21 protein-coding genes are annotated in these 25,029 nt (G+C 72.6%); 6 read left to right on the forward strand and 15 right to left on the reverse strand.

Going from position 1 to position 25,029, the window contains the following annotated elements:
- Window positions 1–454: 454 nt before the first annotated feature.
- The 3 genes from AC1Q5D_RS16080 to AC1Q5D_RS16090 are packed head-to-tail and all read right to left on the reverse strand — an operon-like array spanning window position 455 to window position 3,661.
- On the reverse strand, window positions 455–1,345 hold the full coding sequence (locus tag AC1Q5D_RS16080) for a carbohydrate ABC transporter permease (protein WP_481739464.1): 891 nt from the start codon (window positions 1,343–1,345) through the stop codon (window positions 455–457).
- 3 nt (window positions 1,346–1,348) lie between these two features.
- On the reverse strand, window positions 1,349–2,266 hold the full coding sequence (locus tag AC1Q5D_RS16085; protein ID WP_481739465.1) for a carbohydrate ABC transporter permease: 918 nt from the start codon (window positions 2,264–2,266) through the stop codon (window positions 1,349–1,351).
- Window positions 2,267–2,269: 3 nt separating this feature from the next.
- On the reverse strand, window positions 2,270–3,661 hold the full coding sequence (locus AC1Q5D_RS16090; RefSeq protein WP_481739466.1) for an ABC transporter substrate-binding protein: 1,392 nt from the start codon (window positions 3,659–3,661) through the stop codon (window positions 2,270–2,272).
- Window positions 3,662–3,788: 127 nt separating this feature from the next.
- Here AC1Q5D_RS16090 and AC1Q5D_RS16095 point away from each other — a divergent pair, with 127 nt between their 5' ends.
- Together AC1Q5D_RS16095 and xylB are read left to right on the forward strand one after the other, a co-directional pair.
- Window positions 3,789–4,751 (forward strand): sugar-binding transcriptional regulator, encoded by a 963-nt coding sequence (locus AC1Q5D_RS16095; protein WP_481739502.1) that lies wholly within the window; start codon window positions 3,789–3,791, stop codon window positions 4,749–4,751.
- Window positions 4,748–6,166 (forward strand): xylulokinase, encoded by a 1,419-nt coding sequence (xylB, locus tag AC1Q5D_RS16100; protein ID WP_481739467.1) that lies wholly within the window; start codon window positions 4,748–4,750, stop codon window positions 6,164–6,166. The genes AC1Q5D_RS16095 and xylB overlap by 4 nt, the downstream gene beginning before the upstream one ends.
- A 36-nt stretch (window positions 6,167–6,202) precedes the next feature.
- Here the strand turns inward: xylB and AC1Q5D_RS16105 are convergent, their stop codons facing one another.
- From AC1Q5D_RS16105 to AC1Q5D_RS16125, 5 genes are all read right to left on the reverse strand, one after another.
- On the reverse strand, window positions 6,203–7,720 hold the full coding sequence (locus AC1Q5D_RS16105; protein ID WP_481739468.1) for a mannitol dehydrogenase family protein: 1,518 nt from the start codon (window positions 7,718–7,720) through the stop codon (window positions 6,203–6,205).
- A gap of 364 nt (window positions 7,721–8,084) precedes the next feature.
- Window positions 8,085–9,008, reverse strand: coding sequence for a F510_1955 family glycosylhydrolase (locus tag AC1Q5D_RS16110; protein ID WP_481739469.1), 924 nt, complete (start codon window positions 9,006–9,008; stop codon window positions 8,085–8,087).
- The gene (locus tag AC1Q5D_RS16115; protein ID WP_481739470.1) at window positions 9,001–9,675 is read right to left on the reverse strand and encodes a DUF305 domain-containing protein; all 675 of its coding nucleotides are present in this window, start codon (window positions 9,673–9,675) and stop codon (window positions 9,001–9,003) included. Before AC1Q5D_RS16115 ends, AC1Q5D_RS16110 begins: the two co-directional genes overlap by 8 nt.
- Window positions 9,676–9,793: 118 nt before the next feature.
- Window positions 9,794–10,243 (reverse strand): DUF6153 family protein, encoded by a 450-nt coding sequence (locus tag AC1Q5D_RS16120; protein ID WP_481739471.1) that lies wholly within the window; start codon window positions 10,241–10,243, stop codon window positions 9,794–9,796.
- Window positions 10,244–10,501: 258 nt separating this feature from the next.
- On the reverse strand, window positions 10,502–12,328 hold the full coding sequence (locus AC1Q5D_RS16125; protein WP_481739472.1) for a flavin-containing monooxygenase: 1,827 nt from the start codon (window positions 12,326–12,328) through the stop codon (window positions 10,502–10,504).
- A gap of 88 nt (window positions 12,329–12,416) precedes the next feature.
- Here AC1Q5D_RS16125 and AC1Q5D_RS16130 point away from each other — a divergent pair, with 88 nt between their 5' ends.
- A complete protein-coding gene (locus AC1Q5D_RS16130; RefSeq protein ID WP_481739473.1) occupies window positions 12,417–13,541 on the forward strand; it encodes a GAF domain-containing protein in 1,125 nt (374 codons plus the stop codon).
- A 62-nt stretch (window positions 13,542–13,603) separates the two neighbouring features.
- On the opposite strand, the gene AC1Q5D_RS16135 is transcribed toward AC1Q5D_RS16130, so the two are convergent.
- Window positions 13,604–13,891, reverse strand: a complete 288-nt coding sequence (locus AC1Q5D_RS16135) for a hypothetical protein (RefSeq protein ID WP_481739474.1) — start codon at window positions 13,889–13,891, stop codon at window positions 13,604–13,606.
- Window positions 13,892–14,094: 203 nt separating this feature from the next.
- Here AC1Q5D_RS16135 and AC1Q5D_RS16140 point away from each other — a divergent pair, with 203 nt between their 5' ends.
- The 3 genes from AC1Q5D_RS16140 (at window position 14,095) to AC1Q5D_RS16150 (ending at window position 17,015) form a co-directional block, all read left to right on the forward strand.
- Window positions 14,095–14,919 carry an alpha/beta fold hydrolase gene (locus AC1Q5D_RS16140; protein ID WP_481739475.1) on the forward strand — a complete coding sequence of 275 codons (825 nt, stop codon included), beginning with the start codon at window positions 14,095–14,097 and terminating at the stop codon, window positions 14,917–14,919.
- Between the two features lie 187 nt (window positions 14,920–15,106).
- Window positions 15,107–15,517: a four-helix bundle copper-binding protein gene (locus AC1Q5D_RS16145; protein WP_481739476.1), complete on the forward strand. Its 411-nt coding sequence runs from the start codon at window positions 15,107–15,109 to the stop codon at window positions 15,515–15,517.
- 145 nt (window positions 15,518–15,662) lie between these two features.
- Window positions 15,663–17,015, forward strand: a complete 1,353-nt coding sequence (locus tag AC1Q5D_RS16150) for a DUF2254 domain-containing protein (protein WP_481739477.1) — start codon at window positions 15,663–15,665, stop codon at window positions 17,013–17,015.
- 22 nt (window positions 17,016–17,037) lie between these two features.
- Here the strand turns inward: AC1Q5D_RS16150 and AC1Q5D_RS16155 are convergent, their stop codons facing one another.
- From AC1Q5D_RS16155 to AC1Q5D_RS16180, 6 genes are all read right to left on the reverse strand, one after another.
- Entirely contained in the window at window positions 17,038–19,935 is a 2,898-nt protein-coding gene (locus AC1Q5D_RS16155) for an FAD-binding and (Fe-S)-binding domain-containing protein (protein ID WP_481739478.1), read from the reverse strand.
- A gap of 73 nt (window positions 19,936–20,008) precedes the next feature.
- Window positions 20,009–20,929, reverse strand: coding sequence for an alpha/beta hydrolase (locus AC1Q5D_RS16160; RefSeq protein WP_481739479.1), 921 nt, complete (start codon window positions 20,927–20,929; stop codon window positions 20,009–20,011).
- A gap of 44 nt (window positions 20,930–20,973) precedes the next feature.
- A complete protein-coding gene (locus tag AC1Q5D_RS16165; protein ID WP_481739480.1) occupies window positions 20,974–22,302 on the reverse strand; it encodes an MmgE/PrpD family protein in 1,329 nt (442 codons plus the stop codon).
- A gap of 73 nt (window positions 22,303–22,375) precedes the next feature.
- Window positions 22,376–23,203, reverse strand: coding sequence for a DUF6282 family protein (locus AC1Q5D_RS16170; protein ID WP_481739481.1), 828 nt, complete (start codon window positions 23,201–23,203; stop codon window positions 22,376–22,378).
- Between the two features lie 2 nt (window positions 23,204–23,205).
- A complete protein-coding gene (locus AC1Q5D_RS16175; RefSeq protein WP_481739482.1) occupies window positions 23,206–24,054 on the reverse strand; it encodes a nitrilase-related carbon-nitrogen hydrolase in 849 nt (282 codons plus the stop codon).
- Window positions 24,047–25,015: a glycine betaine ABC transporter substrate-binding protein gene (locus AC1Q5D_RS16180; RefSeq protein ID WP_481739483.1), complete on the reverse strand. Its 969-nt coding sequence runs from the start codon at window positions 25,013–25,015 to the stop codon at window positions 24,047–24,049. The genes AC1Q5D_RS16175 and AC1Q5D_RS16180 overlap by 8 nt, the downstream gene beginning before the upstream one ends.
- Window positions 25,016–25,029: the final 14 nt, after the last annotated feature.

Here is a 25,029-nt window from a genome sequence, read left to right on the forward strand (position 1 = left end):
GGCGCGCCCGGACGGCCCGTGCGCACGGCGTGGCCGGCGCCCGGACGGCCGGCGTCGCACCGGCGGGCGCTCACCCATGAGTGCACATGCGAAGGCCCGGCTCCCCCTCGGGGAGCCGGGCCTTCCGGCGTCCACGGTCGGGCCGCGGCCGGACCTCGCTGGGGATCGCCGGAAGCGGCGGTGCGGCGCCGGTGCGGCGGGGCGGCTGGACGCGAGACGACCCGCCGTGCGCGAAACGACCCGCCGTGCGCGAAACGACCCGCCGTGCGCGAGACGCCCTGGTATGCCGGGGTGTCTCGCACGCGGCGGGTCGCCTCGTACCGGTCGGGGCGTCTCGTACCGGCCGGGGCCCCACACGCGGCGGGGGCCCCGCACCGGCCGGGTCGCCTCGTACGGACCGGGCCCTCACCCGCGGCGGGGACCCCGCACCGGCCGGGTCGCCTCGCCCCGCGGCCTACTTGATGGCGCCCATCGACAGGCCGCGGACCAGCTGCTTCTGGGCCACCCAGCCGGCGATGACGACCGGCAGGGACGCCAGCACGCTCGCGGCGGAGAGCCGGGCCAGGAACAGGCCCTCGCTGGTCATGGTGGACACCAGCATGACCGGGACCGTGGCCGCCTCGACCGCGGTGAGGTTCAGGGCGAAGAAGAACTCGTTCCAGGCGAAGATCACGCACAGCAGGGCCGTGGCGGCGACGCCCGGGGCGACCATGGGCAGCAGGATCCGGCGCATCGTCGTCATCAGGGACGCCCCGTCCATCTGGGCGGCCTCGAGGACCTCCTTCGGGACCTCCTGGAAGAACGAGCGCATCATCCACACGGCCAGCGGCAGGTTCATCGCGGCGTAGAGCAGGACCAGGACCCACACGTTGTCCAGGACCCGCAGGCGACCGGCCACGACGTAGATCGGCACGATCACAGCCACGACCGGCAGCATGCGCGTGGAGATGAAGAAGAACAGCACGTCCTTCGTCTTGGCCACCGGCCGGATGCTCAGCGCGTACGCGGCGGGCACGGCCAGCACCAGCACGATCGCGGTCGAGACGACCGTGGCGATGGCGGAGTTCAGGAAGTACGCGCCCGTCGTCGGGCCGAGGATCGCGGCGTACTGGTCCAGCGTCGGGACGAACCAGAACGTGGGCGGGTTCGACGCGGCGTCCGCCTCCTGCTTGAAGGAGGTCAGGACCATCCACAGCACGGGCATGAAGAAGACGAGCGCGACCGCCCAGGTGAAGACCGTCAGGGCGGCACCGCGGGCGCCGCGCCCGCGGCCGCGCGCCGTGCGGGGCGCCTGCTTCGGACCCGCCGGGGCCGGGGGCGCGGGGTTGAGGGTATCGGTGGCCATCGGTCAGTCCTCCGTGCTCATGAAGCTCTTGAAGATCAGGCGCAGCGCGACGCTCGCGATCAGGATGGTCGCGATCACGACGACGACGCCCATCGCCGCGGCCTGGCCGACGTCGAAGCCCAGGAAGGCGCGCTGGTAGATGTAGAAGGGCAGGTTGGCGCTCTGCGTGCCCGGTCCGCCGGCCGTCATGAGGTAGATCTGGTCGAACGTGTTGACCACGTAGATCGCGCCGAGCAGGACGCCCAGCTCGATGTAGCGGCGCAGGTGCGGCAGCGTGATGTACCCGAACGTGTGCAGCTTGGACGCGCCGTCGACGGACGCGGCCTCGAGCACGTCGCGCGGCTGGCTCTGCAGCCCCGCCAGCACGAGCAGCATCATGAACGGCGTCCACTGCCAGATCAGCGCGACCAGCACGGACAGGAACGGGAACTGCGACGTCCACGCGACCGGGGAGATGCCGACCAGTCCGATCAGCCAGTTCACCAGGCCGTAGGTCGGGTTGAACATCGAGATCGACCACAGGATGGCGCTCACCACGGGCATGATCAGGAACGGGGTGATCAGCAGCGTGCGGACGATGCCCTGGCCCAGGAACTTGCGGTCCAGCAGCAGGGCCAGCCCGATCCCGAGCAGCATCGCAATGGCGACGCACCCGAGCGTGTAGAGCACGCTGTTCAGCGCGACGGAGCGGAACGTGGAGTCCGTGAAGATCGAGACGTAGTTCCGCAGCCCGACGAAGACGTCGGAGTCGGGGTTGAGCAGGTTCCAGGACCGCAGGGAGTACCAGATGGTGATCAGGAACGGGATCTGGGTCAGGAGGATGGTGAAGACGAGGGCCGGCAGCAGCGGCATCCGCCGCCGCCACGCCTCGGCCCGGGCCTGCTCCCGGTTGCCCCGCGGGGCGTGCACCGTGGTGGACATGGTCTAGTTTCCGTTCTCGCGCTGGTAGACGACGGCGACGTCCTCGGCGTACGCCTGCGATTGTTCGAGCGCCTCCCGGACGCTCACCTGCCCGGCGATGGCCGCCGAGATCTGCTGGCCGACCCGCGTGCCCAGGTCCTGGAACTCGGGGATCGCCACGAATTGGATGCCCTCGTAGGGCACGGGGCGGGTCATGGTCTGTTCCTGGGTGGCGTTGTTCATCGCCCGCAGCGTCGGTTCCGCGTACTCCTCGGAGACCTCGCGGTACTCCGGGATCTCGTAGGTGGATTCGCGGCTTCCGGGCGGCACCCGCTCCCAGCCGATCTCCTCGCCGACGAGGTGGGCGTAGTCCTTGTCGGTCATCCAGGAGATGAAGTCCCAGGCCGCATCCTTGTGCTCGCTCGTCGACGGGATCGCCAGGGACCAGCTGTAGAGCCAGCCGGCGGCCTCGGTGTCCATGACGGGCGCCGGGGCGTACCCGTTCTGCCCGGCGACGGTGGACGACGACGGGTCCTCGACGGTGGAGACCATCGCGGTCGCGTCGTACCACATGGCGGCCTGGCCCTGGCTGTACATCGTGATGCAGTCCCCGTAGCCGGCCGTCGCGGCGCCCGGTTCGCCGTAGGTGCGGACCAGGTCGACGTAGTCCTCGACGGCCCGCGTCGTCTCGGGCGACGTGAGCGTCGGGTTCCAGTCCCGGTCGAACCAGCCGCCGCCGTACGTGTTCATCACGGTGGTCAGCGGGGCCATGACCTCGCCCCAGCCGGCCAGGCCGCGCAGGCAGATGCCGGCGAGGTTGCGCTGCGGGTCGTGCAGCTCCGCGGCGAGCTCGCGCACCTCGGTCCAGGTCGGCTGCTCGGGCATCGTCACGCCGGCCTCGCGGAAGAGCTCCTTGTTGTAGACGAGGAAGGAGGACTCGCCGTAGAACGGCACGGAGTACATGTCCCCCTCGTGGCTGAGCGCGGAGCGGATGGAGCCGATGAAGTCCTCGTCGTCGTACCCCTCGGTCTCGTCGATGTAGGGCTGGAGGTTCTCGATCCAGCCGTTCTCCGCCCACATCGGGGTCTCGTAGTTGGAGATCATGACGACGTCGAACTCGCCGCCGCCGGTGGCGACGGACGCGGTGATCTTGGCGCGCGCCTCGTTCTCCGGCAGGGACACGAACCGCACGTCCGTGCCCGGGTACTCCTGCTCGAAGTGCTCCTGGAGCGAGATCGCGTCCTGCATCTGCGGGTTCGCGACGATCGCGACGACGATCTCCTCCCGCGCCTCGGCGGCCGGGCCCCCGCACGCCGACAGCAGCAGCGCGCCCGCGAGGCCGATTGCCGCGGCGGCCCAACGGCGCGCTCGCGGCCCGGAGGGGCCAGACTGGGGGTGGAGGACTTTGGTGCGCATGCTGCTCCTCTTCGGGCACGTGATCCGTGGACCGGGGATCGGACTGGGTGACGGGCGCACTGCCCATCTGTGATGCTAGCCATATATACTCAAATGAGCAACACCACGACTCTCAAATGTGGAGACCATGATCAAGTCGAAAGATGAACCCCGGGCCGACCGGTCCCGGACGCTGATGCTCGCCGCGGTCGGTCGCGACCACTTCCTCGACGGCAAGTCCAAGGTCCAGATCGCCGAGGAGCGCGGCCTGTCCCGCTTCCAGGTGGCGAACATGCTCCAGGAGGCCCAGGACCGCGGGATCGTCCGGATCACCATCCACGTGCCCGACGACGACTCCGACGTCGCCCTCGCCGAGGCGCTGGGCATCCGCAGCGTCGTGACGGTCGGGGCGGGCCGGGCCGGGACCTCGCGCGACGACCTCGCGCGGGCCGTCGCCGACGTCCTCTTCCGCGCGGTGCCGTCGGGCAGCACGGTCGGCGTCGCGTGGTCGCGCACGCTCCAGCGCGCGGTGGGCCACCTGCCGCCCATGCCGACGTGCTCGTTCGTGCAGCTCGCCGGGGCGATCTCGGACGACGACGACGTCGCCGGCCCGCGCCTGCTGGCCGCCCTCGAGTCGCGGGCCGCCTGGCCGCTGTGGGCGCCGCTGGTGGTCGACGACGCGGCCGCCCTGCGCTCGAGCCCCGAGATCCGCCGCACGCTCGACCGGGCGGACGACCTCGACGTCGCGGCCATCGCGATCGGCCGCTGGATGGAGGGCACGTCCACGGTCTGGTCCCGGGTGCCCGACGCCGCGCGCCGCGCCGCGACCGAAGCCGGCGCGGTCGCCGAGATCAGCGGCCGCCTGCTCGACGCCGAGGGCCGCGACGTGGCCTCGCCGGTCGACGGCATGGTCGTCTCCGCGACCATGGGCCAGATCCAGCGGGCCCGCCACACGATCGGCGTGGCCTACGGGGCCGAGCGGGCCGTGGCCGTCCAGGCGGCCGCCCGCCGCGGCGTGGTGGACACGCTGGTGTGCGACGGCTCGCTGCACACCGAGCTCGCCGCGCTGCTCGGCCTGGACGCGGGGGCCGACGGGGAGGTGGCGCGATGAGCGTCGTCGTCGGCATCGACTCCTCGACCCAGTCCTGCAAGGTCCTCGTCGTCGACGCGGCCACCGGCGCCGTCGTCGCCTCCGGCTCCGCCCCGCACCCGGACGGCACCGCCGTCGACCCCGCCGTGTGGCTGAGCGCCCTGCGCGCGGCGTGGGAGGCCGCCGGCGTGCCGGCGCGCGACGACGTCGTCGGCGTGGGCGTCTCCGCGCAGCAGCACGGGCTCGTCGCCGTCGACCGCGACGGGGCGCCCGTGGTCGAGGCGCTGCTCTGGAACGACACGCGCAGCGCCGGCCAGGCCCGCCGCATGGTCGACGAGCTGGGCGTGGCCGCGTGGATGGACGCCGTGAACGTCCTGCCCGTCCCGTCGATCACGCTGACCAAGCTGGCGTGGCTGCGGGAGACCCGCCCCGAGGCCGCCGCGCGCGTGTACCGCGTGATGCTGCCGCACGACTGGCTCGTCCTGCAGCTGACCGGCGCGTTCGCCACGGACCGTTCCGACGCGTCGGGGACCGGGTACTTCAGCGCCGCCACCGGCGAGTACCGCACGGACCTGCTCGAGCGGTTCTTCGGCGCCTCGCCGGAGCTCCCGCCCGTGCTCGGGCCCGGCGAGGCGGCCGGCCACCTGCTGCCCGAGTGGGGCGGGTCCGCCGCGCGGCCGGTGCCCGTCTCCGCGGGCGCCGGGGACAACGCCGGCGCCGCCCTCGGACTCGAGCTCGAGCCCGGGGACGTCGCGGTCTCCGTCGGCACCTCCGGCACCGTGTTCGCCCGCTCCAACGAGCCCGTGGTGGACCCCTCCGGCCTGACGGCGGGCTTCGCCGACGCCACCGGCGGGCACCTGCCCCTGCTGTGCACGATCAACGCGGCGCGCGTCATGGCGTCCACGGCGGGGCTGCTCGGCGTGGACCTGCCACGGTTCACGGAGCTGGCCCAGGCCGGGCCGGGCGACGCCGGCGGCCTGACGATGCTGCCGTACTTCGACGGCGAGCGGACCCCGAACCTGCCCGACGCGACCGGGCAGCTGCACGGGCTGACCCGGGCGTCGTGGACGCCGGAGAACGTGGCCCGCGCGGCCGTGCTCTCGGTCGCGAACTCGCTCGCGGACTGCCTGGACGTGTTGCGCGGGATCGGCACGGAGACCCGCCGCGTGCTGCTCATCGGCGGCGGCACGCGCTCCGCGGCGCTGCGCCAGGCGCTCGCGGACACCATGGGCCTGCCCGTGTCCGTGCCGCACCCGCAGGAGTACGTGGCCCTCGGGGCCGCGCGGCAGGCGGCGTGGGCCGCCACCGGCGCGCTGCCGGCGTGGGGCGTGCTCGTGGAGACGGAGCTGGCCCCGGCGTCCGACGGCGGCGCCGCGGCCTACCGGGCCCGCTACGCGGAGCTGCGCGCGGCGCTCCTGGAGCGGTCCGCGGGGTAGCCGGGCCCGCGGGTCAGGCGGAGCCGGGCCGGCGGGTCAGGCGGAGGGGCCGACGAGGGACTCGAGCGTGGCCCGCGCGCCGTGACGCTGGAACGACTCGAGGGCGCGCAGGTAGGGCCCCGTGAATTCCGGCCGGTCGGCGAGGTCGCCGAAGAGCTCGCGGTCGCGCACGAACGCCAGCGGGTCGTCGCCCTGCTGCCGGGCGGCGGCGTCCATGACCCGGGCCCGCCGCTGGTCGACGACCTCGATCGGCGCGCCCTGCTCGTCCGTCCCCTCGGCGTAGCGGGCCCAGGAGGCGACGATGGCGGCGGAGACGTCGACGGGGCGGCCGGCGTCGAGGTTCTCGCGGATGGCGGGGACCAGCCACTGGGGGATCCGGTCCGAGGACTCGGCGCAGAGGCGGGCGAGCGTGTCCCGGACGGCCGGGTTGGCGAAGCGCTCGATCAGCCGGTCCTTGTAGGCGGGCAGGTCGACGCCGGGCACGGGGCGCAGGGTCGGGGTGCCCTCGCGGTCCATGTAGGCGCGCAGGTAGGCGACGAAGAGCGGGTCGGTGCAGACCTCGTGGGCGTACCGGTAGCCGGCCAGGTAGCCCGGGTAGCAGAGGGCCTGGTGGCTGGCGTTGAGGAGGCGCAGCTTCATCAGCTCGTAGGGCTCGACGTCGTCGACGAGCTGGACGCCGGCCTCCTCGTAGGGCGGCCGGCCGGCGGCGAACCGGTCCTCGAGGACCCACTGGATGTAGGGCTCGCAGACCACCGGCCACGCGTCGGCGATCCCGTGGTCCTGCGCGAGGCGCTCGCGGTCCTCGTCCGAGGTGACGGGCGTGATCCGGTCGACCATGCTGTTGGGGAACGGCACCTCGTCGCGGATCCAGGCGGCCAGGTCCGGGTCGCGCAGCTCGGCGTAGGCGGTGAACTGGCGGCGGGCGACGTCGCCGTTGCCCTGGATGTTGTCGCAGGACATGACCGTGAAGGGCCCGGTCCCGCGCTCGCGGCGCCGGTGCAGGGCCTCGACGACGAGGCCGAAGACGGAGCGCGGACCGCCGCCGCCGTCGCGCGCCGCCGCCAGGTCGTGGGCGACGTCGGGCTGGTCCGCGTCGAACTCGCCCGTGGACTGCTTGAAGTTGTAGCCGCCCTCGGTGATCGTCAGCGAGACGATGCGCGTCGCGGGGTCGGCGAGGCGCTCGACGGCGGCCTCCGGGTCGTCGGGCGCATGCACGAAGTCGACGATCGAGCCGACCACCCGCGGCTCCGTGGACCCGTCGGGGTGCTTGACCACCACGGTGTACAGGTGGTCCTGGGCGGCGAGCGCGTCGCGCATCCGGGTGTCCCCCGGCAGCACGCCCATGCCGCAGATGCCCCAGTCGAGCGCCAGCCCGCGGTTCATCAGCGCGTCCAGGTACACGGCCTGGTGGGCGCGGTGGAATCCACCGACGCCGAAGTGCACGATCCCCGCGCTGACTTCAGCGCGGTCGTACGTCGGCCGGGCCGCCTGAAGGTCCGGCAGCGAGGACGCGGAGAGGGGCGCGGCCTGGGATGAGGGGGCGTTGCTGGGCACGGCAAACTCCTGACCTGATGGTGACGCGGGTCTCTTCGGACCACCGCCGACAGCGTATCACACATGAGAATCATCGGGGTCTCAAATGTGAAAAGGCGCCTCGGGGCCCCTTCCCCGCTCCCGGGCACAGCACCGGGGACGCCCGGGACACATCTGCCTCCGCGACGGCCCAGACCCCGCGTCCGACCCGGCGTGTTCCGCGCGACACGCCGGGTCCACGGCAGTGGCCGCGCGCGAATGTGTCCCAGCCGTCCCCGCGCCGCTCCGGGCCCGGGGGGCGGGGGCTGTCGGGGGGCGGGGTCTGTCGGGTGGCCGGTGGCTCGGGTCAAGCCGGGGGTGCCGGCAGCCCGCGCCCCGGCCCGGCTCAGCCCGCGCTGGCCTCCAGCGCGGCGAACGTCTTCCCGCCGTCGTCCGAGTGCCGCACCTGGTCTCCCGTGACGACCCAGACCTCGGGCCCTCCCCCGGCCCCGGGGCGCGCCGCGATCGCCGCGGGCGGCCCACCGGCCTGGCCGGCGGCCTCCCAACTGCGGCCCGCGTCCGTGGTCACCTGGACCTCCCCCGACGGCGTCACCCCGGCGGCGGTCCGCGCGTCTGCGAACGCGATGTTCTGCAGCACCGGACCGCCCTCCGGTTCCGTCCAGGTGACCCCGCCGTCGGCCGAGCGCCAGACGCCCTGCTCCGTGGTGCCGAGCACGACGTCGCCGTCCGGGTGGCCGGCGAGCGCGTAGGGGCGCAGCGGGGTGTCGACGGCGGTCCACGACTGGCCGTCGGCGGTCGTGCGGAGCGTGCCGTCGAAAGCGACGATCCCGGCGCGGGTGGTCGTCAGGGCGTGGAAGTCGGACTCGCCCTGCCGGGAGAGCTGTTGCCAGGTGGAGCCGCCGTCGTCCGAGCGCAGCAGCCCGGCCGGCTCCGGGATCCCGGTGGCCGGGTCCGGGTGGCCGGAGGCGTAGAGCGTCTCGCCGTCGGCCGCGAACCCCATCAGGTCGATGTGCGGCCCGATGCGCTCCGCCCCCGCGGCCGCGGCATCGAATAGCCCCTCGTGCGTGGCGACGAGGACGCGGCCTTCGGCGTCGACGTGGAGCCCGTGGACGTGGGCGGACGGGATGGCGGGGGCGGCGGCCCCCTCCTGCGCCGACGGGGACGACGACGCCGTCGCACCCTCGGGTTGCGGCTCCGGCCCGCCCTGGGGCGCCCCGCACCCGGCGAGGACGACGGCGGCGGCGCCGGCGAGGGCCAGTGCGGCGCGCCGCGTGGCCGCCCTGGCCGCGGCGGTCCGGCGGCTACCCATGGAGCATCGCCTGCATCTGCTGGATCTCGGCCTCCTGGGCGTCGACGATCGCCTGCGCCAGCTCGAGCGCCTGCGGGTTGGTGCCGTTGGCCAGCTCCTCCTCGGCCATGGCGACGGCCCCCTCGTGGTGCGCGATCATGCCCTCCAGGAACAGGGTGGCCGCCTCCTCCCCCTGGGCGGACTCGAGCTCGGCCATCCGGTCCTCGCTGAGCATCCCCTCCATGGCGTGGCCGTCGTGCCCTGCCTCGACGGGCTCGCCCCAGGCCTCCAGCATGGCGGTCATGCGCTCGATCTCGGGGGCCTGCGCCTCCTTGATCTGCCGGGCCATCCGCGCCACCTCCGGGTCCAGCCCGTCCTTGGCCTGCATGGTCTCGCCCATCGCGACGGCCTGCTCGTGGTGGGGAATCATCATCTGCGCGAACGTCGTGTCCGCGTCGTTGTGCTCGGCGCTGATCCCGCCGGTCGCCTCCGCGGAGGACGTCGGTTCGGAGTTGGCCGGGGAAGTGGCCGACCCGGAGCCGCCGTGGCCGTCGTGGGTTGCGGCGCTGCTGGATTCGGCCGGGCCCTCGGCCGCCGGTTCCTGCCCGGCGCAGCCGGCGAGCGCCAGGCCGGCCGCCAGCGTCAGGGCGGTGAGGACGGGTTTCGGGAAGTCGTAGGTGTGCTTCATGTCGTGGTCTCCTTCGATCGTGGTCGCGTCGGAGGCACGCCCGTGGAGCCGGACTGGCGTCTGGCGGGGCGCGCCGCGGGCCGGCGCCGGCCGCGCTGGGCCGGACCGGTGGGACGCCCTACGTGCGGCTAATCGAAAGTTGGACCAGGGAAGGAGCCGGCGGCACGTAGTGCCGCCGGGGTGGCCGCCAAGCCGGCGGCGCCGGCAGTCCGCGCCCGGGGACGGGGCGGAGGGCCCCGCGGAACAGCCGGAACAGCAGCGGAATGGAGGCGAGCACGAGCAGGCACAGGCCCGCGAGCGTCTGGGCGCCGCACAGCTCTCCGCAGCCCGCGGCGAATCCGGCACCGCCGTCGTCGCCGGCCACTGCCCGGGCGACGGCGTGGCCGTGGCCCGCATGCGCCGGGGCAGCACTGGCGTGCGTCGCGGTCGCCGTGCCGCCGGGGGCGTGGGCCGCGTGGCCGAGGCCGAGCGTGTGCATCCCGAGGAGGCCGAACAGCAGCGCGAGCAGACCCAGGCTCGTAGCGACCGGGCGTGCGGTCGGGAGCCACAGGCCGAGCGGGGTTCGCATGGCGTGTCCTCCTCCCGTGGCAAGCCGGGCCAAGGCTCGTCCGGCCTGGCTCGTGGACCGGCAATGGCCGGGCCCTCCCCCGATTCTACGGTTGGCGCGGCGCGGGCTCGGCCGGCTGCGGGGACGCCCGGGACACATGCCCCGCCACGCGATCCCCGATCCGTCGTCGCCCCCGGCGTGTTGCCCGGGACACGCCGGAGTGAGCTCGGTGGCGGCGGCCGAATGTGTCCCGGGCGTCCCGCGGGGTCGACCACCCGGTCAGTGCGGGTGGTGCGACGCCTCCAGCTCGAACACGGGTGTCGGCAGCCCCTCCATGCGCGCCTTGAGTTGCAGCGCCAGGTACTTGGAGTAGTGCCGGCTCTGGTGGAGGTTGCCGCCGTGGATCCAGAGGTTCGCGACGTTGGTCGGCTTCCACATGTTGCGCAGCTCCCCCTCCCAGGGCCCGGGGTCGCGCGTGGTGTCGGAGCCGTAGCCCCAGCACTTGCCGACGCGTTCGGCGACCTCGGGGGAGATCAGGTCGGCGAGCCACTCGTTCATCGACCCGTACCCGGTCGCGTAAACCACGAGATCGGCGGGCAGCTCGGTCCCGTCGGCCAGCACGACGGCGTCCTCCGTGAGCCGCTCGACCTGCCCGGCGGCGAGCCGGACCCGTCCGTCGATGACCAGCTGGGAGGCGCCCACGTCGATGTAGTAGCCGGAGCCCCGCCGCAGGTACTTCAGGAACAGGCCGGAGCCGTCCTCACCGAAGTCGAGCTGGAACCCGGCGGCCTCGAGGTCCTGGTAGAAGCCCTTGTCCCGCCGGGCCATTTCGTCGTAGACGGGCCGCTGCACGTCCGGCAGGACGCGGTACGGCCACGACGCGAAGAGCATGTCCGCCTTCTCGGTCGTCACCCCCGCGGAGAGCGCCTCCTCCGAGTACAGCGGGCCGAGCGCCAGGTCCATGAGGGATTCGCTGCGGGAGATGTGGGTGGAGGAGCGCTGGACCATCGTGACCTCGGCGCCGTGCTCCCACAGGTCGGCGCAGATGTCGTGGGCGGAGTTGTTGGACCCGATGACGACGGCGCGCTTGCCCTCCCAGTTGTCCCCTCCGGCGTGGGCCGAGGAGTGGTGCTGCCGCCCGCGGAAGGTTTCCGCGCCGGGGAAGGAGGGGATGTTCGGGTAGCCGGAGACGCCGAGGGCGAAGACCAACTGCGTCGGATGGAGGACCGTCTTGCGCCCGTCCCGGTCCAGCACGACGGTCCAGGTCCCGGACGCCTCGTCCCACTGTGCCGAAGTGCACTCGGTCCGGGACCAGTAGTTCAGCTCCATGATGTCCGCGTAGTGCTTGAGCCAGTCGGCGATCTTGTCCTTTGCGGGGAAAACCGGCCAGTCGTCGGGGAACGGGAGGTACGGCATGTGGTCGTACCAGACGGGGTCGTGCAGGTGGAGGGACTTGTAGCGGTTGCGCCAGGCGTCGCCGGGGGCGTCGTTCTTATCGACGACGACCGTCGGGATGCCCAGCCTCCCCAGCCGGGCCGCCAGACCGATGCCACCCTGGCCGCCGCCGACGACGAGGCAGTACGGCTGCTCGGTGTCGCCGAGCGCCTCCTCGCGCTGCCGCCGGCGCTCCAGCCACGTCGTGCGGCCGCGCTGGATCTCGTGGACGACGCCGCGGTCGCGCGCGGCCCCCTTGCGCTCCTCGAACCCCTTGAGCTCCTGCAGCGTCGTCAAGAGGATCCACGCCTTGCCGCGCCGGAGGCGGAGCAGCGCCCACCCGCGGCCCTGGCCGGTCTCGAAGCGCAGCCACGCCTCGGTGACTCCGTCCACCGTCGTCGGCTCCCCCTCAACCTCCCACCCGGTGGGGCGGGCGTGGCCCAGCGTCGCCTCGAGCATGTGCCGGATTCGCTCGCGCCCCTCGAGGGTCTTGAGGTTCCATGTGAACGCCAGGAAGTCGCGCCAGAACCCCTCCTCCTCGAAGAGGTCAGCGGCCGCCCGCGCGTCCTGCGCGCGCAGGGCCGCGTCGAGCTGCCCGATCCACGCGCGGACCTCGTGGGCCTCCGCGTTCGTGTCCGTGCCCGTGTCCGCGCCGGTGGCTGTGTCCGTCATGGTTCCTCCCGTCCCGTTGCCCCGACTCCCGCGGGGGCTAAGCTGGTGTGACACCGCTCACTGTCCTCGCCAGGGGGTTACACGGACGTTGCACGCCCAGCCAGCCCAGCCGCCGCCGCCGTCGCCCGCTTCCGCGCCCGGGGGGCGCGGCGGGATCGACGCGGCCTGGGAGCGCTGCTCCGCCCTCGGGCTGTCGCGGGACCTGGGCGGGCCGCGCCGCGTGCTGGCGGACGACGACGTCGGCGCCCGACGCGGGGACTCCCCGCTCGCGCGGCACGTCGACGTCGCGGCCGACGTCCTGGGGCTATCCGCCGGCCCGTCCGAAGACCGGCTCGCCGTCATCGCCGGCCCCGACGGGACCGTGTTGTGGCGCCGCGGCGGGAAGGCCGCACTGCGCCGCGCGGACCGGCTGGGATTCGTCGAAGGGGCCGGGTGGGACGAGGACGGCGTGGGAACGAACGCGATCGGTCAGGCCCTGCTGAGCGGGCGCCCCGAGGAGCTGCGCGGTCCCGAGCACTTCGCGCTGTCGCACGGCGACTGGGACTGCACGTCCGCGCCGGTGCGCGATCCCGCGACGGGCGAGGTGCTCGGCGTCCTGGACCTGTCCGGCCCGCGCGAGAGCGCGACCGCGGACACGCGGCACCTGGTGCGCTCCGCGGCCCGGGTGCTGGAGGCGCTGCTGGGCGGTCCCGGCGCGGCGCCGTCGACCACGGCGGGGCCGCGGCTCGAGCTGCGGCTGCTGGCCGAACCGGCGATGGCGCGGGTCGACGGCGGCGCATGGTTCGAGCTGACGCTGCGCACCGCGGAGATCCTGGCGCTGCTGTGCCTGCGCGAGCGCGGCTGGAGCGCCGAGGAGCTGGCGTACGCCGTGTACGGGGACGACGGCACGCCGGGCACCATCCGCACGGAGATGCACCGGCTGCGACGCCGGTTGGGGCCGGTCGTGGCCACCCGGCCGTACCGGTTCGCCGAGCCGGCGCGCGTAGCCAGCGACGTCGGCCAACTTCAGGTCGCCCTCGAGTCCTTCGACGCCGAACGGGCCCTGTGCCTGTACCGGCAGCCCCTGTTGCGTTCCTCGGCGCTGCTCGTCGTCGAGGAATGGCGCGCCGAACTGGACCGGGTGACCACGGACGCCGTGCGGCGCAGCGGGGACGCGCGGCTGCGCGTCCGGTGGGAGCACACGGAAATGGGGCGGCCGGACCCGCTGCCGTAGCCACGAACCGCACCCGCGCGCGTTCGGTCCATCGAGAACACTGCGTGAGCGCGGCTTCCGCCTCAGTCCCGGGCGCCCGGCCCGTGGGGCCTGTCCAAGGCACCAGGACCGCGGATCCACCGGTACAGCCCGTACAGGGCGGCCGACAGGCTCACGGCCACGCCGGACCACAGGATGAAGGCGACCGGGCCGTCGAAGCGGCCGAGCGGCAGGAAGAAGACGGCGAACAGGACGGCGACCATGAGACCGCCGAGGAACAGCCACTTGCCCGGCGGCGGCCCCTCGCGGTCGCGGTCCCATCCCCAACGCCGGCCGGGGCGCCCGTTCGGTCCCCTCGGATCGTCAGCCATGCCACTCACCCCTTCACCTCGACCATGGGCGCGTCCCGGCCGAGGGTCAAGGGGCCCGCTGCGCCTTGCTCCTCACCCCCTTCAGCTGCCCGCCCGAAAGGAGACGGCCCCGGAAAAGAACCGCGAGCGGCCACTGCCTCTCGGGAGGAAACCGCGACCCCGAACTCCTTGGCGCGGCGGCAGGGCGGCCCTAGCGTGGGCGCGTGACCACCTCTGACTCCACCGTCCGCCGCCACGACCTCGATCTCGACGGGAGCCGCCTGTCCTACCTCGCAGCCGGCGACGACGACGCACCGCCGCTGATCCTGCTGCACGGCACGTTCTGGAGCCGGGTCTGGCAGCCCGTCCTCCCGGCACTGGGGCGGCACCGCCGCTGTATCGCACTCGACCTGCCCGGGTTTGGACGGAGCGCCGGCGAACTCCGGCCCGAGGACGCCACCGTGCCGGCCCTGGCCGACACGGTGTTGGGCGCCGCCGACGCGCTCGGGATCGGGGACTTCGCGGTGGCGGGGCACGACATCGGTGGCGGCATCGCCCAACACCTTGCCGCGCGCAGTGGACGCGTGGACCGGATGGTCCTGGTCAACGCCGTCATGTTCGACTCGTGGCCGGTGCCCGCCGTCGAGCGCTTCCGCGACCCCGCGGTGCGGGAGGCGACCAGCCCCGGGAACCTGTTGCGGGCGCGGACGAAGACCATGCCGCTCGCCGTCGGCCGGACGCTGTCCGAGGAAGAGATCGCGGACTACGTCTCGCCCTGGCGGGAACCGGCCCGTGCCCGCTCCTGGATGGCCATGGCCGCGGCCGCCGACGCCGGGTACACGCTGGATCTGGTGGCCGGCCTGAAGGACGCCGCCGTCCCGACGCGCCTCGTGTGGGGCGTCGACGACGACTTCCAGAAGGTCGCATTCGCGCGGCGCTACGTGGAGGAAATCCCGAACAGCGACCTCGTCGAGGTCCCGGGCAAGCACATCCCGACCGAGGACTCGCCCCGGGAGGTGGCGGCCGCCATGGAGGAGCACCTGGGGTGAGGCGCTGCCGCGCCGATGGCCGGCCCCTCGACGGGTGTCCGCCCTCCACCGGCCTGCGTCTCCCGCTCCCCTTCAAGCCGGCCCGGGACCGGCCTACGGTCGAAGGGCGTGGGTCCGGAACGAGCCGAACCGCAGGGCGGCGCACCGGACTCCCGTGGCACTCCGACCGCCAACCGAAGGAAACGCCATGACACACCACGTGAGCTCCATGCTGGATACCTACCCGAAGAACCTCGGCGACATCGACCGGCAGAAGCTGGCCGAATGCATCGAGGCCTGCTTCCAGTGCGCCCAGACGTGCACGGCCTGCGCCGACGCCTGCCTCGCCGAGGACAAGGTGGCCGAACTGGCCCAGTGCATCCGGCTGAACGCCGACTGCTCGGACATCTGCACCACGACCGGCAACGTCCTCTCCCGCCAGACGGGCAACAACGCCGCCGTCACCCGCGCGATGCTGGAGGCCTGCCGCCAGGCCTGCCGGGCCTGCGCGGAGGAGTGTGGGCAGCACGCGGAGATGCACGAGCACTGCAAGGTGTGCGCCGAGGCGTGCCGCCGCTGCGAGCAGGCCTGCGCCGAGCTGCTCGCCTCGCTGGGCTAGGGGCCGGCGGCCAGGCCCGCGCAGCCCCGGGGTTGGGCGGGTCTGGCCACCGACACTTACATGGAGACGCCGCCCCGGCACACCGCGAGTCCCGGGGGTTCCGGAACCCTCCGGAACCCCCCGGGCATGCTGGCAGGATGGGCCCATGGATGATGCGCCGGACAAGCAGCGGGCCGCCGACGCGCCCCGCTCCGCCTCGGCCCCAGGACACCGGGCCCGGGGCGCGGTCCCGCAGGTTCCTGTCGAGACGTGGTGGCATCGGCTCTGGAAACCGTTCTGGGCCATCCCCGCGGCCTGTGTCGTGGCCGCCGTGGGGCTGGGCCTCGGGTTGCCGCTGGCCGAGGAGCAGTGGGGCGGCGCGCGGCTGCGGTACGTCTTCCAGGGTGGCCCGGACGGCGCGCGCCAGGTGCTGAGCACCGTGGCCTCGGCGATGATCTCGGTGACGGGCCTCGTCTTCTCCATCACCATCGTGGTGCTGCAGCTCGCCTCGAGCCAGTTCACGCCGCGCCTTCTCGGCGGCTTCCTGCAGAGCCGTGTGGTGCAGGGGACCCTGGGGATCTTCGTGGCGACCTTCGTCTTCGCCCTGACGGTGACGCGGCATGTGCGCGGGGCCAACGAGACAGAGCAGTTCGTGCCGCACGTCTCGGTGACCCTGGCGTTCGCGCTGGTACTGGGGTCGGTCGGCTTCTTCCTGGCGTTCATCCACCACATCACGACAGCCATCCAGGTCTCCCACGTCGTCTCCCGCATCGGGGAACGCACCCTCGGCGTGGCCGACAGGATGTACCCGGAACCCGCCGGGTCGGGCATCCCGGCCTTGGGACCGACCTGGTCGCCGGCCCCGGGGACCGGCCATGTCGGGCTCGCGTCGCCGCGGCACGGGGTGGTCACGCACGTCGACTACGCCGGACTGGTCCGGTGGGCCCGGCAGCGGGACGTGGTGGTCACCGTCGACCGCCCCGTCGGCCAGTTCCTCACCGAGGGCCAGGGCATGCTGCGGGTCTGGGGCACGCGGGACCTCGACGACGGCGCCCGCCAGGAGGTCTACCGGCTCGTCGGCCTCGGCCCCGAGCGGGAGTCCCGGCAGGACGTGGGGTTCGGGGTCCGGCAGCTCGTGGACATTGCCGACCGGGCGCTCTCCCCCGGCATCAACGACCCGACGACGGCGGTGCAGTGCCTCAACGAACTGCACCGCCTGCTGCGCGTGCTGGTCCAGCGCGCCTCCCCGAGCCCGTACATCACCGACGACGACGGCCTCGTGCGCGTGGTGCACCATCCCCAGCCCATCGCCGGGCTGCTGGAGCTCGCCGTCCTGGAGATCGCGCATTTCGGCAAGGACACCCTGCAGGTGCCGCAGCGGCTGCGGCTGCTGCTCGAGGACCTCCTCGAGGTCGCAGACGACCGCTACCGCGACAATGTGCGGCAGCTGTTGTCCGAGCTCCCGGACCCGGGGCGGTCCCCCGAAGAGGCGATCGGGGACGACGCGACGCTGCAGTGACGCGGCCAAGGCCGCCGCGGGTTCATCCTCGTCGCGCGGGCGTCGACGCGGCCGGGCAGTCGGCTCCGGGACGCGGCGGCAGGGCCGCGGCGAGGACCTCTGCCAGGTGCACGCCCTCGGCCCCGGTCCCCTGCGCAATCTGGGTGCGGCAGGAAAAACCGTCGGCGAGGACGATTGCCCCCTCGCCGGCCTCGCGGATGGCGGGGAACAGGTTGCGCTCGCCCAGCGTCTGCGACACCTCGTAGTGGCCCGGCTCGAAGCCCCAGTTGCCGGCCAGGCCGCAGCACCCCCCGCCCACGACGGCGGGGTCGACCCCCAGCCTGGCCAGAACCCCGAGTTCGTCGCCGTACCCGTGGGTGGACTGCTGGTGGCAGTGGACCTGGCAGACGGCGGCCGCGGGACCGGCGGAGGTGGAGAGGGTCCCGAAGGGCCAAGGCTTGCCGTCCTCCGCGTGGCGGGCGGTGAAGGCCCCCAGGGTGGTCGTCAGTTGGGCGACCGTGGCCGCCCTCGCGTCGTCCGGCAACAGCTCCGTGATCTCGTCCTGCAACATGACCGTGCACGAGGGTTCCAGCCCGATGATGGGGTAACCGGCCTCCAGGAGCGGCTCCATGACGTCCAGGGTGTCGCGCAGGACCTTCCTGGTCATGTCCAACTGGCCGGTGGAGTGCCACGTGAGCCCGCAGCAGACGTTGTCCATGGGAAGCAGGACCCGGTAGCCCATCGCCTCGAGGACCTCGACGGCCGCCCTGCCGGGGGCGTCGGCAGAGAAGTTGGTGAAGGTATCGGGCCAGAGGACCACGGTCTCGCGGCCGTCGGCGTCATCCCCCGGGCGCCTGCCGTTCCGATCCCGGAACCAACGCGTCAGCGGTTTGTCGCTGAAGGAGATCATGCGGCGCCGCGTCTCGATTCCGCCCAGCCGCTTCGTCAGTTCCTCCACGGGCCGGAAAGACTCGAGAAGGTTGATGAGCCGGAAGCCGAACGGGACCCTTTCGACGAGCCGCATCAGAAGCGGCATCCACCCCATCGTGAACTGTGCCATGGGCCGCCTGTTCCGGCCGATGAACGAGCGGAGGCCCTGGCCGAAGTGGTGGTGGAGGAACTCGGCCTTGTAGGTGGCCATGTCGACGTTGACGGGGCACTCGGTGGCGCACGCCTTGCACGAGAGGCACAGGTCGAGGGCCTCGAGGGTCTCCTTCGACTTCCATCCGTCGGTGATGGTCTCGCCGCGGAGCATCTCCGCCAGCGCCCGCGCGCGGCCCCGCGTGGAGTGCACCTCGTCCCCGGTCGCCTGGAAGGAGGGGCACATGGCCCCGACGTCTGAACGGCACGCACCGACGCCGACGCACCGGTTGACGGCGCCCGCGAAGGAGCCGCCGTCCCGGCTCAGCGCGTGGACAGGACGGAGGTCGAAAGTCCGTGCGCCCGGGCCCGGACGGATGCCCTGGTCGATGGGCTCCGGGTCGACAAGCACGCCCGGATTGAACACGCGGTCCGGGTCGAAGACCCGCTTGAATTCACCGAAGGCGGCGATGGCCTCCGCCGAGTAGATGGCGGGCAGCATCTCGGAACGGGCCCGCCCGTCGCCGTGCTCGCCGGAGACGGATCCCCCGTAGGCGCGCACGAGCTCGGCGGCCCGCTCGATGAACGTCCGGTAGCCGGCCACGCCGGCATCCGAGGCCAGGTCGAAGGAAATGCGGATGTGCACACATCCCTCGCCGAAGTGCCCGAAGGGGATGCCGGTCAGGCCCAGTTCGTGAAGCAGTCGATAGAGGTCGCGGAGGTACTCGCCGAGCCGTGCGGGCGGAACGGCGGAGTCCTCCCACCCCGGCCATGCCTCGCCGCCGTCCGGCAGGCGCGTCACGATGCCGGCCCCCGCCTCGCGGATCGCCCACAGGGCCTTCGCAAGCGGTCCCTCGGGAACGACGATCGAGTCGACGACGGCCCGACCGACGAGCCCCCGCAAGCGGCCGGCGCTCGCCTGGGCCTCCTCCAGGGTGTCGGCTCCCACCTCGCAGTAGAGCCAGCCGCCGCCGGCCGGTAGTTCGGATCCCGCACGCTCCCGTCCGGGCCGGGTCTGCAGGGCCTCGATCAGGTCTGCCCCCATGCCCTCGATCGTGTAGACCCCGGGGACACGCAAGTGGGGCGCTGCCGTCGCTGCGGCGATGGCGTCCTCGAAGCCGAGCACAGCCAAGGCGGTGTGCGCGGGTTTGCGCACCAACCGCACGGTGAGTCGTGTGATGATGCCGCACGTGCCCTCGGACCCGGCGAAGGCCTTGGCCGTGTCGAAACCGTTCTCCTCGAGGAGGTAGTGCAACCCGTACCCGGACACCTGGCGCGGGAACTGTCCCAACTCGGTCCGGAGCATTGCGAGGTGGCGGTCGCGGATGGCCTGCAGGGCCCGGTCGATGGCCGGCTCCGACGTCCCGCCCCTGCGCAGTTCGACCTCGCGGCCGTCCGCGAGCATGACCGTGAGCGACTCCAGATTGTCCGCCGACGTCCCCCACGCGATCGAGTGCGAACCGCAGGCGTTGTTGGCCACCATGCCACCGACCGTGCAGCGTGAATGCGTGGAGGGGTCGGGGCCATACGTCAGCCCGTACTCCGAGGCTGCCTCACGCAGCTGGTCGCAGACGACTCCGGGCTCAATGGTGGCGGTCATCTTCTCGGCGTCGATGGACAGGATCCGGTTGAAGTGGCGCGACGTGTCGATGACCAGGCCATCTCCCATCGCGTTTCCGGCCACGGAAGTCCCGCCTCCCCTGCCGACCACGGGCCACCCGCGCTCGCGGGCCAGGGCGAGCAGGTCCCTGAGTTCCTCGACGCTGGACGGCTCGGCGACCGCGGCGGGCAGTCGGCGGTAGATCGAGGCGTCGGAGACGTAGGCGGCACGGGTGGTGAGGTCGTCTCGGATGGCGGTCATGGGTCCGTTCTCTGCAGTGTTGGTTCCGGGTGGGCCCCTCGGCCCCGGCGGGGGCCGAGGGGCGGCGGGGCGACTACGCGGACACGAGCCGCGCGGGCGCGGCGCTGACCCGGAACGCCTCGGTGAAGAAGTCCTCCACGCGGTCGCACAGGAGGTGGAACTCCGGGTGTTCGCCGTACATGAAGTCGTTGTGGCGTCCGTCGATCGTGTAGAGGGTCTTCGGCGAGGACGCCGCCTCGAAGAGGCTGGCCGCCTCCTCGTAGGGGTGCAGCGTGTTGCGCGAGCCGTGGCCAATGAACAGGGGGATCCCGCCGAGGTGGCGGGCCGCGCGCTCCACCTTCAGGTCGATGATGGACTCGGTGAACTGCAGGCGGGTGGGGTGCCCGAAGCCGTAGACCTGCTCCAGCTCCTTGCCCACGTAGTCCTTGGTGGCCGGGTCCAGCGGGTAGTGCTCGAACGTGTCGGCCAGGCGGGACTCACCCTCGAGAACGCGCCGCGTCCGGTCCTCGGCGACCTCGTCCAGGATGCGGGTCCACTCGTCGTACGTGTGGATCGACTTCAGCCAGCGCTCGCCGTCGTAGAAGCCGTTCAGGGCCGCGACGCCGGCCACGTTGTGCCCCTTTTCGGCAGCCAGGACGACGTTGGCGGCGCCCATGCCCCAGCCGATCAGGCCGATGCGGGAGTTGTCGACATCGTCCTGCGCCTGCATGAACGTCACCGCGTTGCGGATGTCCTCGACCTGCTGCTCGATCAGGACCGTGCCCTTCTCGCCCTCGCTGTCGGCCATGCCGCGGTAGTCGAAGCCGAGGCAGACGTACCCTCGCTCCGTCAGGTTCTGGGCGAACATCTTCGGGTAGAACTCGTTGAACCCCTGGTAGCCCGAATTGACGATCAGGGCCGGGTGGGGGCCATCGGTGGCCGGGTTCTCGGGGTAGTAGATCGTCGCCTGCAGGCGGCAGCCTTCACTGAAGAACGAGGTCTGCTTCTCAATCATGATGGTTCCTTCGGTTGGTTCGGCTTGTGGTGGGTGTCATGGGGTCAGGGGGTTGAATGGGCGGGCCCGGGGCCCGGGCTTCCGGGAGGCTCCGCGAGGAGGCCTAGCAGTGGGCCGAGCGTCCCGCTTGGCTCGGACAGGACGGCCGCGGCGATCGCCTCACTCCGTCCCGCGCCGAGATGGGCGGTGTTGATGCGTAACTTGGCCAGCAGGTCGTCGTCCCCCAGCGGCGATTCGGGGTCGCCGTCGGCCTCGGTCGGTCCCGAGGAGTAGGTTCGGCCGGCGGCGCAGGTGATGGTGACCTGCGCCCTACGCCTCGCCGGGAACTCCTGCGTCATCCGGGGCGAGGCGGACACGCGGACCCTGCCGGCGAGCGCGAGCGCTTCGGCCTCCCGTTGGGGATCCAGGACCTGTTCCGGCCCGAGATCTCCGTGGACGAGCGCCGCCGCGAGGGCGAAGGGCAGGCTGTACTGGGCCTCCTCGGTGGTCTGCGGGTTCCGCGTGCCGAGACTGGCCGCTGCGTCGAAGGTGGTGACCTCGATGCCGCGGATCCGTCCGGCCGGAAGGCCGTGTTCGGCCACCAGCGCCAGACCGGCCTGGACGGCGGGCTGGGCCCACCGGCACACCGGGTATGGCTTGAAGTACTGCTCCGAGATGCGCCAGGTCCGGCCCAGGTCGTCCCATTCGGGGTGGGGGCCCACAAGCTCCGCGGGCGCGCCCGTGAAGCCGCGTGCGGCGAGTAGTGCGGCCGACACCCCGGTCTGGGCGCCCCACGCCGAGCTGTCCTTGACCATCGTGGGGTTGCGGATCGAGCGCATCATGGGTCCGCGCGGCGCCGAGTACTCCGCGATTCCGAGGGCGTGCCCGGTCTCCGCCTCTCCGAGTCCGAGGACCCGGGCCGCCGCGGCCGCCGCCCCGATGGCGTTCCAGGCCCCCGAGCTGTGGTAGTCCGCCGCCGTGCGGTGGAGGACGATGCCCGCACGCAGGGCCACCTCGTACCCCACCACCAGCGCCGACAGGAGGTCCCCGACCGTGTGGTTGCCGTCGAGCACGGACAACGCCGCGGGGAGCACCGCGGCCCCCGCGTGGCCCTTGGTGAGCCGGTGGCCGTCATGGCCGTCCATGGCGTCGATGGTGCCCGCATTGGCCAGGGCGGCATGCGCGGCCCCCACTCGGCGGCCGTCGAACAGCAGCAGCGCGGGTCCCGCGGCCTGGCCACCCTGGTCGTGGGCATGGTCCCGGAGGATCCGGGACAGGGGCGTCCTGGTGCCCGCGGCAGCCACGCCGACCAGGTCCAGCAGGCAGCGGCGGGCCTGGTGCAGGACGTCCTCGGGGACGCCACGGTGGTTCGCGCCGCGTATGAACGCGCTCACGGGATCGTGCCGGGGGCTCACGGGCAGGGCCTTTCTGGGAAGGAGGGAAAGTCGGGTTTGGGGCGGGCGTCGGTTAGGCGGGGCTGAAGAGCGCCCTGGGGGTCGTGGACGCCGCGGCCTCCAGCCAGCCCCGGTCGAGTCCCTCTGCGGCGAGGGTGTCGATCAGCAGCAGCAGCGCCTCCGGGGGCAGGGGGGAATCCGGTTGCCCCGCGTCGGAAGACAGGACCAGCCGGTCTCCGGCGGCCTCCGCGGCCCTAGCCAGCAGGGCCGGCGTGCATCCGGGCTGGTGGAGGAGCTGGTACGTGGTGATCTCTGCGAAGCCCCCGTTCTCCACCAGGGTCCTGATCGCGGCCGGGTCGAGCCCCGGGACGGTGTAGGACGGGTGGGTGAAGAGGACGCGCTCGATGCCGTAGGACCGCGCCCGCTCACTGAGCCAGCGGCACTCGTCGCCGCTCAGGTGTCCCGTCGCGAGGACGGCGTCGTGGTCCGCGACCAGCGCCAGGACCGTCTCCACGGCCTCCGCGGCCTCCGGGTCGACCGGGGGGATCGCGTAGGTGTGGGTGCCGATCCGCGGCTCGTGGTTGCAAAGCCGTGGGAGGTCGGCCGTGTGCTGCGTGTGCGCGTCCGCCGTCGGCATCCACACCACCCGGCCGCCGGCGCCCAGCGCCGCGGCGACGGCGCTGGGGTTGACGCCGCCACAGTGCTGGTTGAGGGCAATGCCGCCGTAGACGTCCTTCCCGGTGAGCCGGGCGACGGCGTGGGCGCGCCCGACGGTCGACTCGTAGTGCGCCTTCAGCACGAACCCCGAGAAGTCGGCGAGCCCGTAGGCCCTTCCGATGTCCGAGTCGTCACCGATCCGGTCGAGCACGTCCGGTCCGGCGTGGACGTGGCTGTCGAACACGGTTACAGCCCTTCCTCGGCGAGACGCGCGGCCTCCCGGGCGATGGTGTGTGCCCGGGTCTCCTGGAGGAGGGGCCACTGGCGGCGCAGGGCCCGCAGCTCGTCCAGGTCCAGCACGCAGTCCAGTTCGCCGGGTTCGCTGCCCAGCTGGCCCATGACCTCCCCGCTGGGGTGGATGACTCGCGATCCTCCCCAGAAGGTGCGACCGGCCTCCGCCCCGCTCCGGTTCACGAAGACCACGTAGCACTGCAGGGCCACCGCGGCGTGGAGGAGGAGGATCTCCCAGGCCTTCGACGTGGGGAGCCCGACGTCGCTGGTCGCGCTGTTGGTGGGCACCAACAGGACCTCGGCGCCGCGGTGGGCAGCCAGCCACGGGAGGACGGGCTGCCAGGCGTCGTTGCAGATCAACGTGGAGACCCGCGCCTTGGGCAAGTCGTAGCAGCGCAGGACCTCCCCGGGACGGAAGTGCTTGCGCTCCTCCCAGGCGCGGTAGGTGGGCAGGAACATCTTGCGTTGGATCCGGGCGTCGCCGCGGGTGAGCAGGGCGGCGCTGTTGTACGTGTGGTGGCGGTGAGCCTCGGCGAACCCGGTGACGACGGCGGGGCCCTCCTGGCCCAGGGCCAGGAGGCGCGGGTCGTCCGCGCGCAGGGGGAGGGCGTCGGGCGCCTCGCCCAGGTGGTAGCCGTGGGTGGCGAGTTCGGGGGCCACGACCAGGTCCCGGTCCGGGGCCTCCGCCACCGAGTCCGCGAGCTCCCGCAGGTTGGCTTCGACGTCGCCGAGGCGGGGTGCCGTCTGCAGGACGCGGACCTTGAGCTGGCCCGACGCGCTGCCGGACGTGGTTCCGTTATTCACCGACGAACCCCTTCTCGACCAGCCACTCCGTGGCGGCCTCCTCGGGCGTCTCGCCGTCGACGTCGACCTTCGCGTTGAGGGCCTGCAGCGTCTCGTCGTCGAGCGCCTCGGTGACGGGGGCGAGGACCTCTTCGATGGCGGGGTTCGCCTCGAGGACGTCCTGGCGGATCGTCATCGCGGGGTTGTAGGCCGTGAAGAACTTCTGGTCGTCCTCGAGGACGACCAGATCCAGGGCCGCGATGCGCCCGTCGGTCGCGAAGACCTCTCCGAAGACGCACGGGTTGGCGGTGTCGATGGCGTTGTAGACCGCCCCGGCGGCCAGCTCCGAGACCTGGTCGCTGGGGAGCTTGAACCCGTACGCCTTCTCGAGGCCGGGCCAACCGTCGTTGCGGCCGAAGAACTCCGCGGCGCCGCAGAAGGAGGCCTTGGCCGGGTCGCTCTCGGCCAGCTTGGCGTAGTCGGACAGCGTCTCGACTCCGAGCTCCTCCGCCTTCTCGCGGCTGACCGCGACGGCGTAGGTGTTGTTGGCCGGGGCGGGGTCGAGCCAGTCGATGGAGTTCTCCTCGAGGTCGCGCTGGGCCACCGCCTCGTAGAGCTTCTGCGGGTCGGAGATCGGCTTGGATTCGCCCAGGTGCGTGATCCAGCCGGTGCCCGTGTACTCCCAGTACATGTCGATGTCCCCGCTCTCCAGCGCGGAGCGCACGCTGCTCGTTCCGGACATCCCGCAGCTGCGGGTGGCCGTGGCACCCGTCGACTCCAGCGCCTGGGCGGCCAGCTCGCAAAGGACCAGCTGTTCGGTGAACTCCTTGCCGCCCACCGACACCTCGGCCCCGGAGAGGTCGGCGATGTCGGCGAGGGAACCGGCACTCACGCCGCTCGGGGGCGCCTCGCCCAGGCCACAGCCGGACAGAAGCATCGAGCCGCCCAGCACGCCGGCGAGGATCATCGTGTTTTGACGCATGGTGGTTTTCCTTT

Source organism: Arthrobacter paludis, assembly GCF_056782315.1.

Bases quoted from the DNA above. Each gene is read 5' to 3' on its own strand.
- AC1Q5D_RS16080 (WP_481739464.1), bottom strand. From the start codon at position 1,345: ATGGCCACCGATACCCTCAACCCCGCGCCCCCGGCCCCGGCGGGTCCG.
- AC1Q5D_RS16085 (WP_481739465.1), bottom strand. From the start codon at position 2,266: ATGTCCACCACGGTGCACGCCCCGCGGGGCAACCGGGAGCAGGCCCGG.
- AC1Q5D_RS16090 (WP_481739466.1), bottom strand. From the start codon at position 3,661: ATGCGCACCAAAGTCCTCCACCCCCAGTCTGGCCCCTCCGGGCCGCGA.
- AC1Q5D_RS16095 (WP_481739502.1), top strand. From the start codon at position 3,789: ATGATCAAGTCGAAAGATGAACCCCGGGCCGACCGGTCCCGGACGCTG.
- xylB (WP_481739467.1), top strand. From the start codon at position 4,748: ATGAGCGTCGTCGTCGGCATCGACTCCTCGACCCAGTCCTGCAAGGTC.
- AC1Q5D_RS16110 (WP_481739469.1), bottom strand. From the start codon at position 9,008: ATGGGTAGCCGCCGGACCGCCGCGGCCAGGGCGGCCACGCGGCGCGCC.
- AC1Q5D_RS16115 (WP_481739470.1), bottom strand. From the start codon at position 9,675: ATGAAGCACACCTACGACTTCCCGAAACCCGTCCTCACCGCCCTGACG.
- AC1Q5D_RS16120 (WP_481739471.1), bottom strand. From the start codon at position 10,243: ATGCGAACCCCGCTCGGCCTGTGGCTCCCGACCGCACGCCCGGTCGCT.
- AC1Q5D_RS16125 (WP_481739472.1), bottom strand. From the start codon at position 12,328: ATGACGGACACAGCCACCGGCGCGGACACGGGCACGGACACGAACGCG.
- AC1Q5D_RS16135 (WP_481739474.1), bottom strand. From the start codon at position 13,891: ATGGCTGACGATCCGAGGGGACCGAACGGGCGCCCCGGCCGGCGTTGG.
- AC1Q5D_RS16145 (WP_481739476.1), top strand. From the start codon at position 15,107: ATGACACACCACGTGAGCTCCATGCTGGATACCTACCCGAAGAACCTC.
- AC1Q5D_RS16150 (WP_481739477.1), top strand. From the start codon at position 15,663: ATGGATGATGCGCCGGACAAGCAGCGGGCCGCCGACGCGCCCCGCTCC.
- AC1Q5D_RS16155 (WP_481739478.1), bottom strand. From the start codon at position 19,935: ATGACCGCCATCCGAGACGACCTCACCACCCGTGCCGCCTACGTCTCC.
- AC1Q5D_RS16160 (WP_481739479.1), bottom strand. From the start codon at position 20,929: ATGATTGAGAAGCAGACCTCGTTCTTCAGTGAAGGCTGCCGCCTGCAG.
- AC1Q5D_RS16180 (WP_481739483.1), bottom strand. From the start codon at position 25,015: ATGCGTCAAAACACGATGATCCTCGCCGGCGTGCTGGGCGGCTCGATG.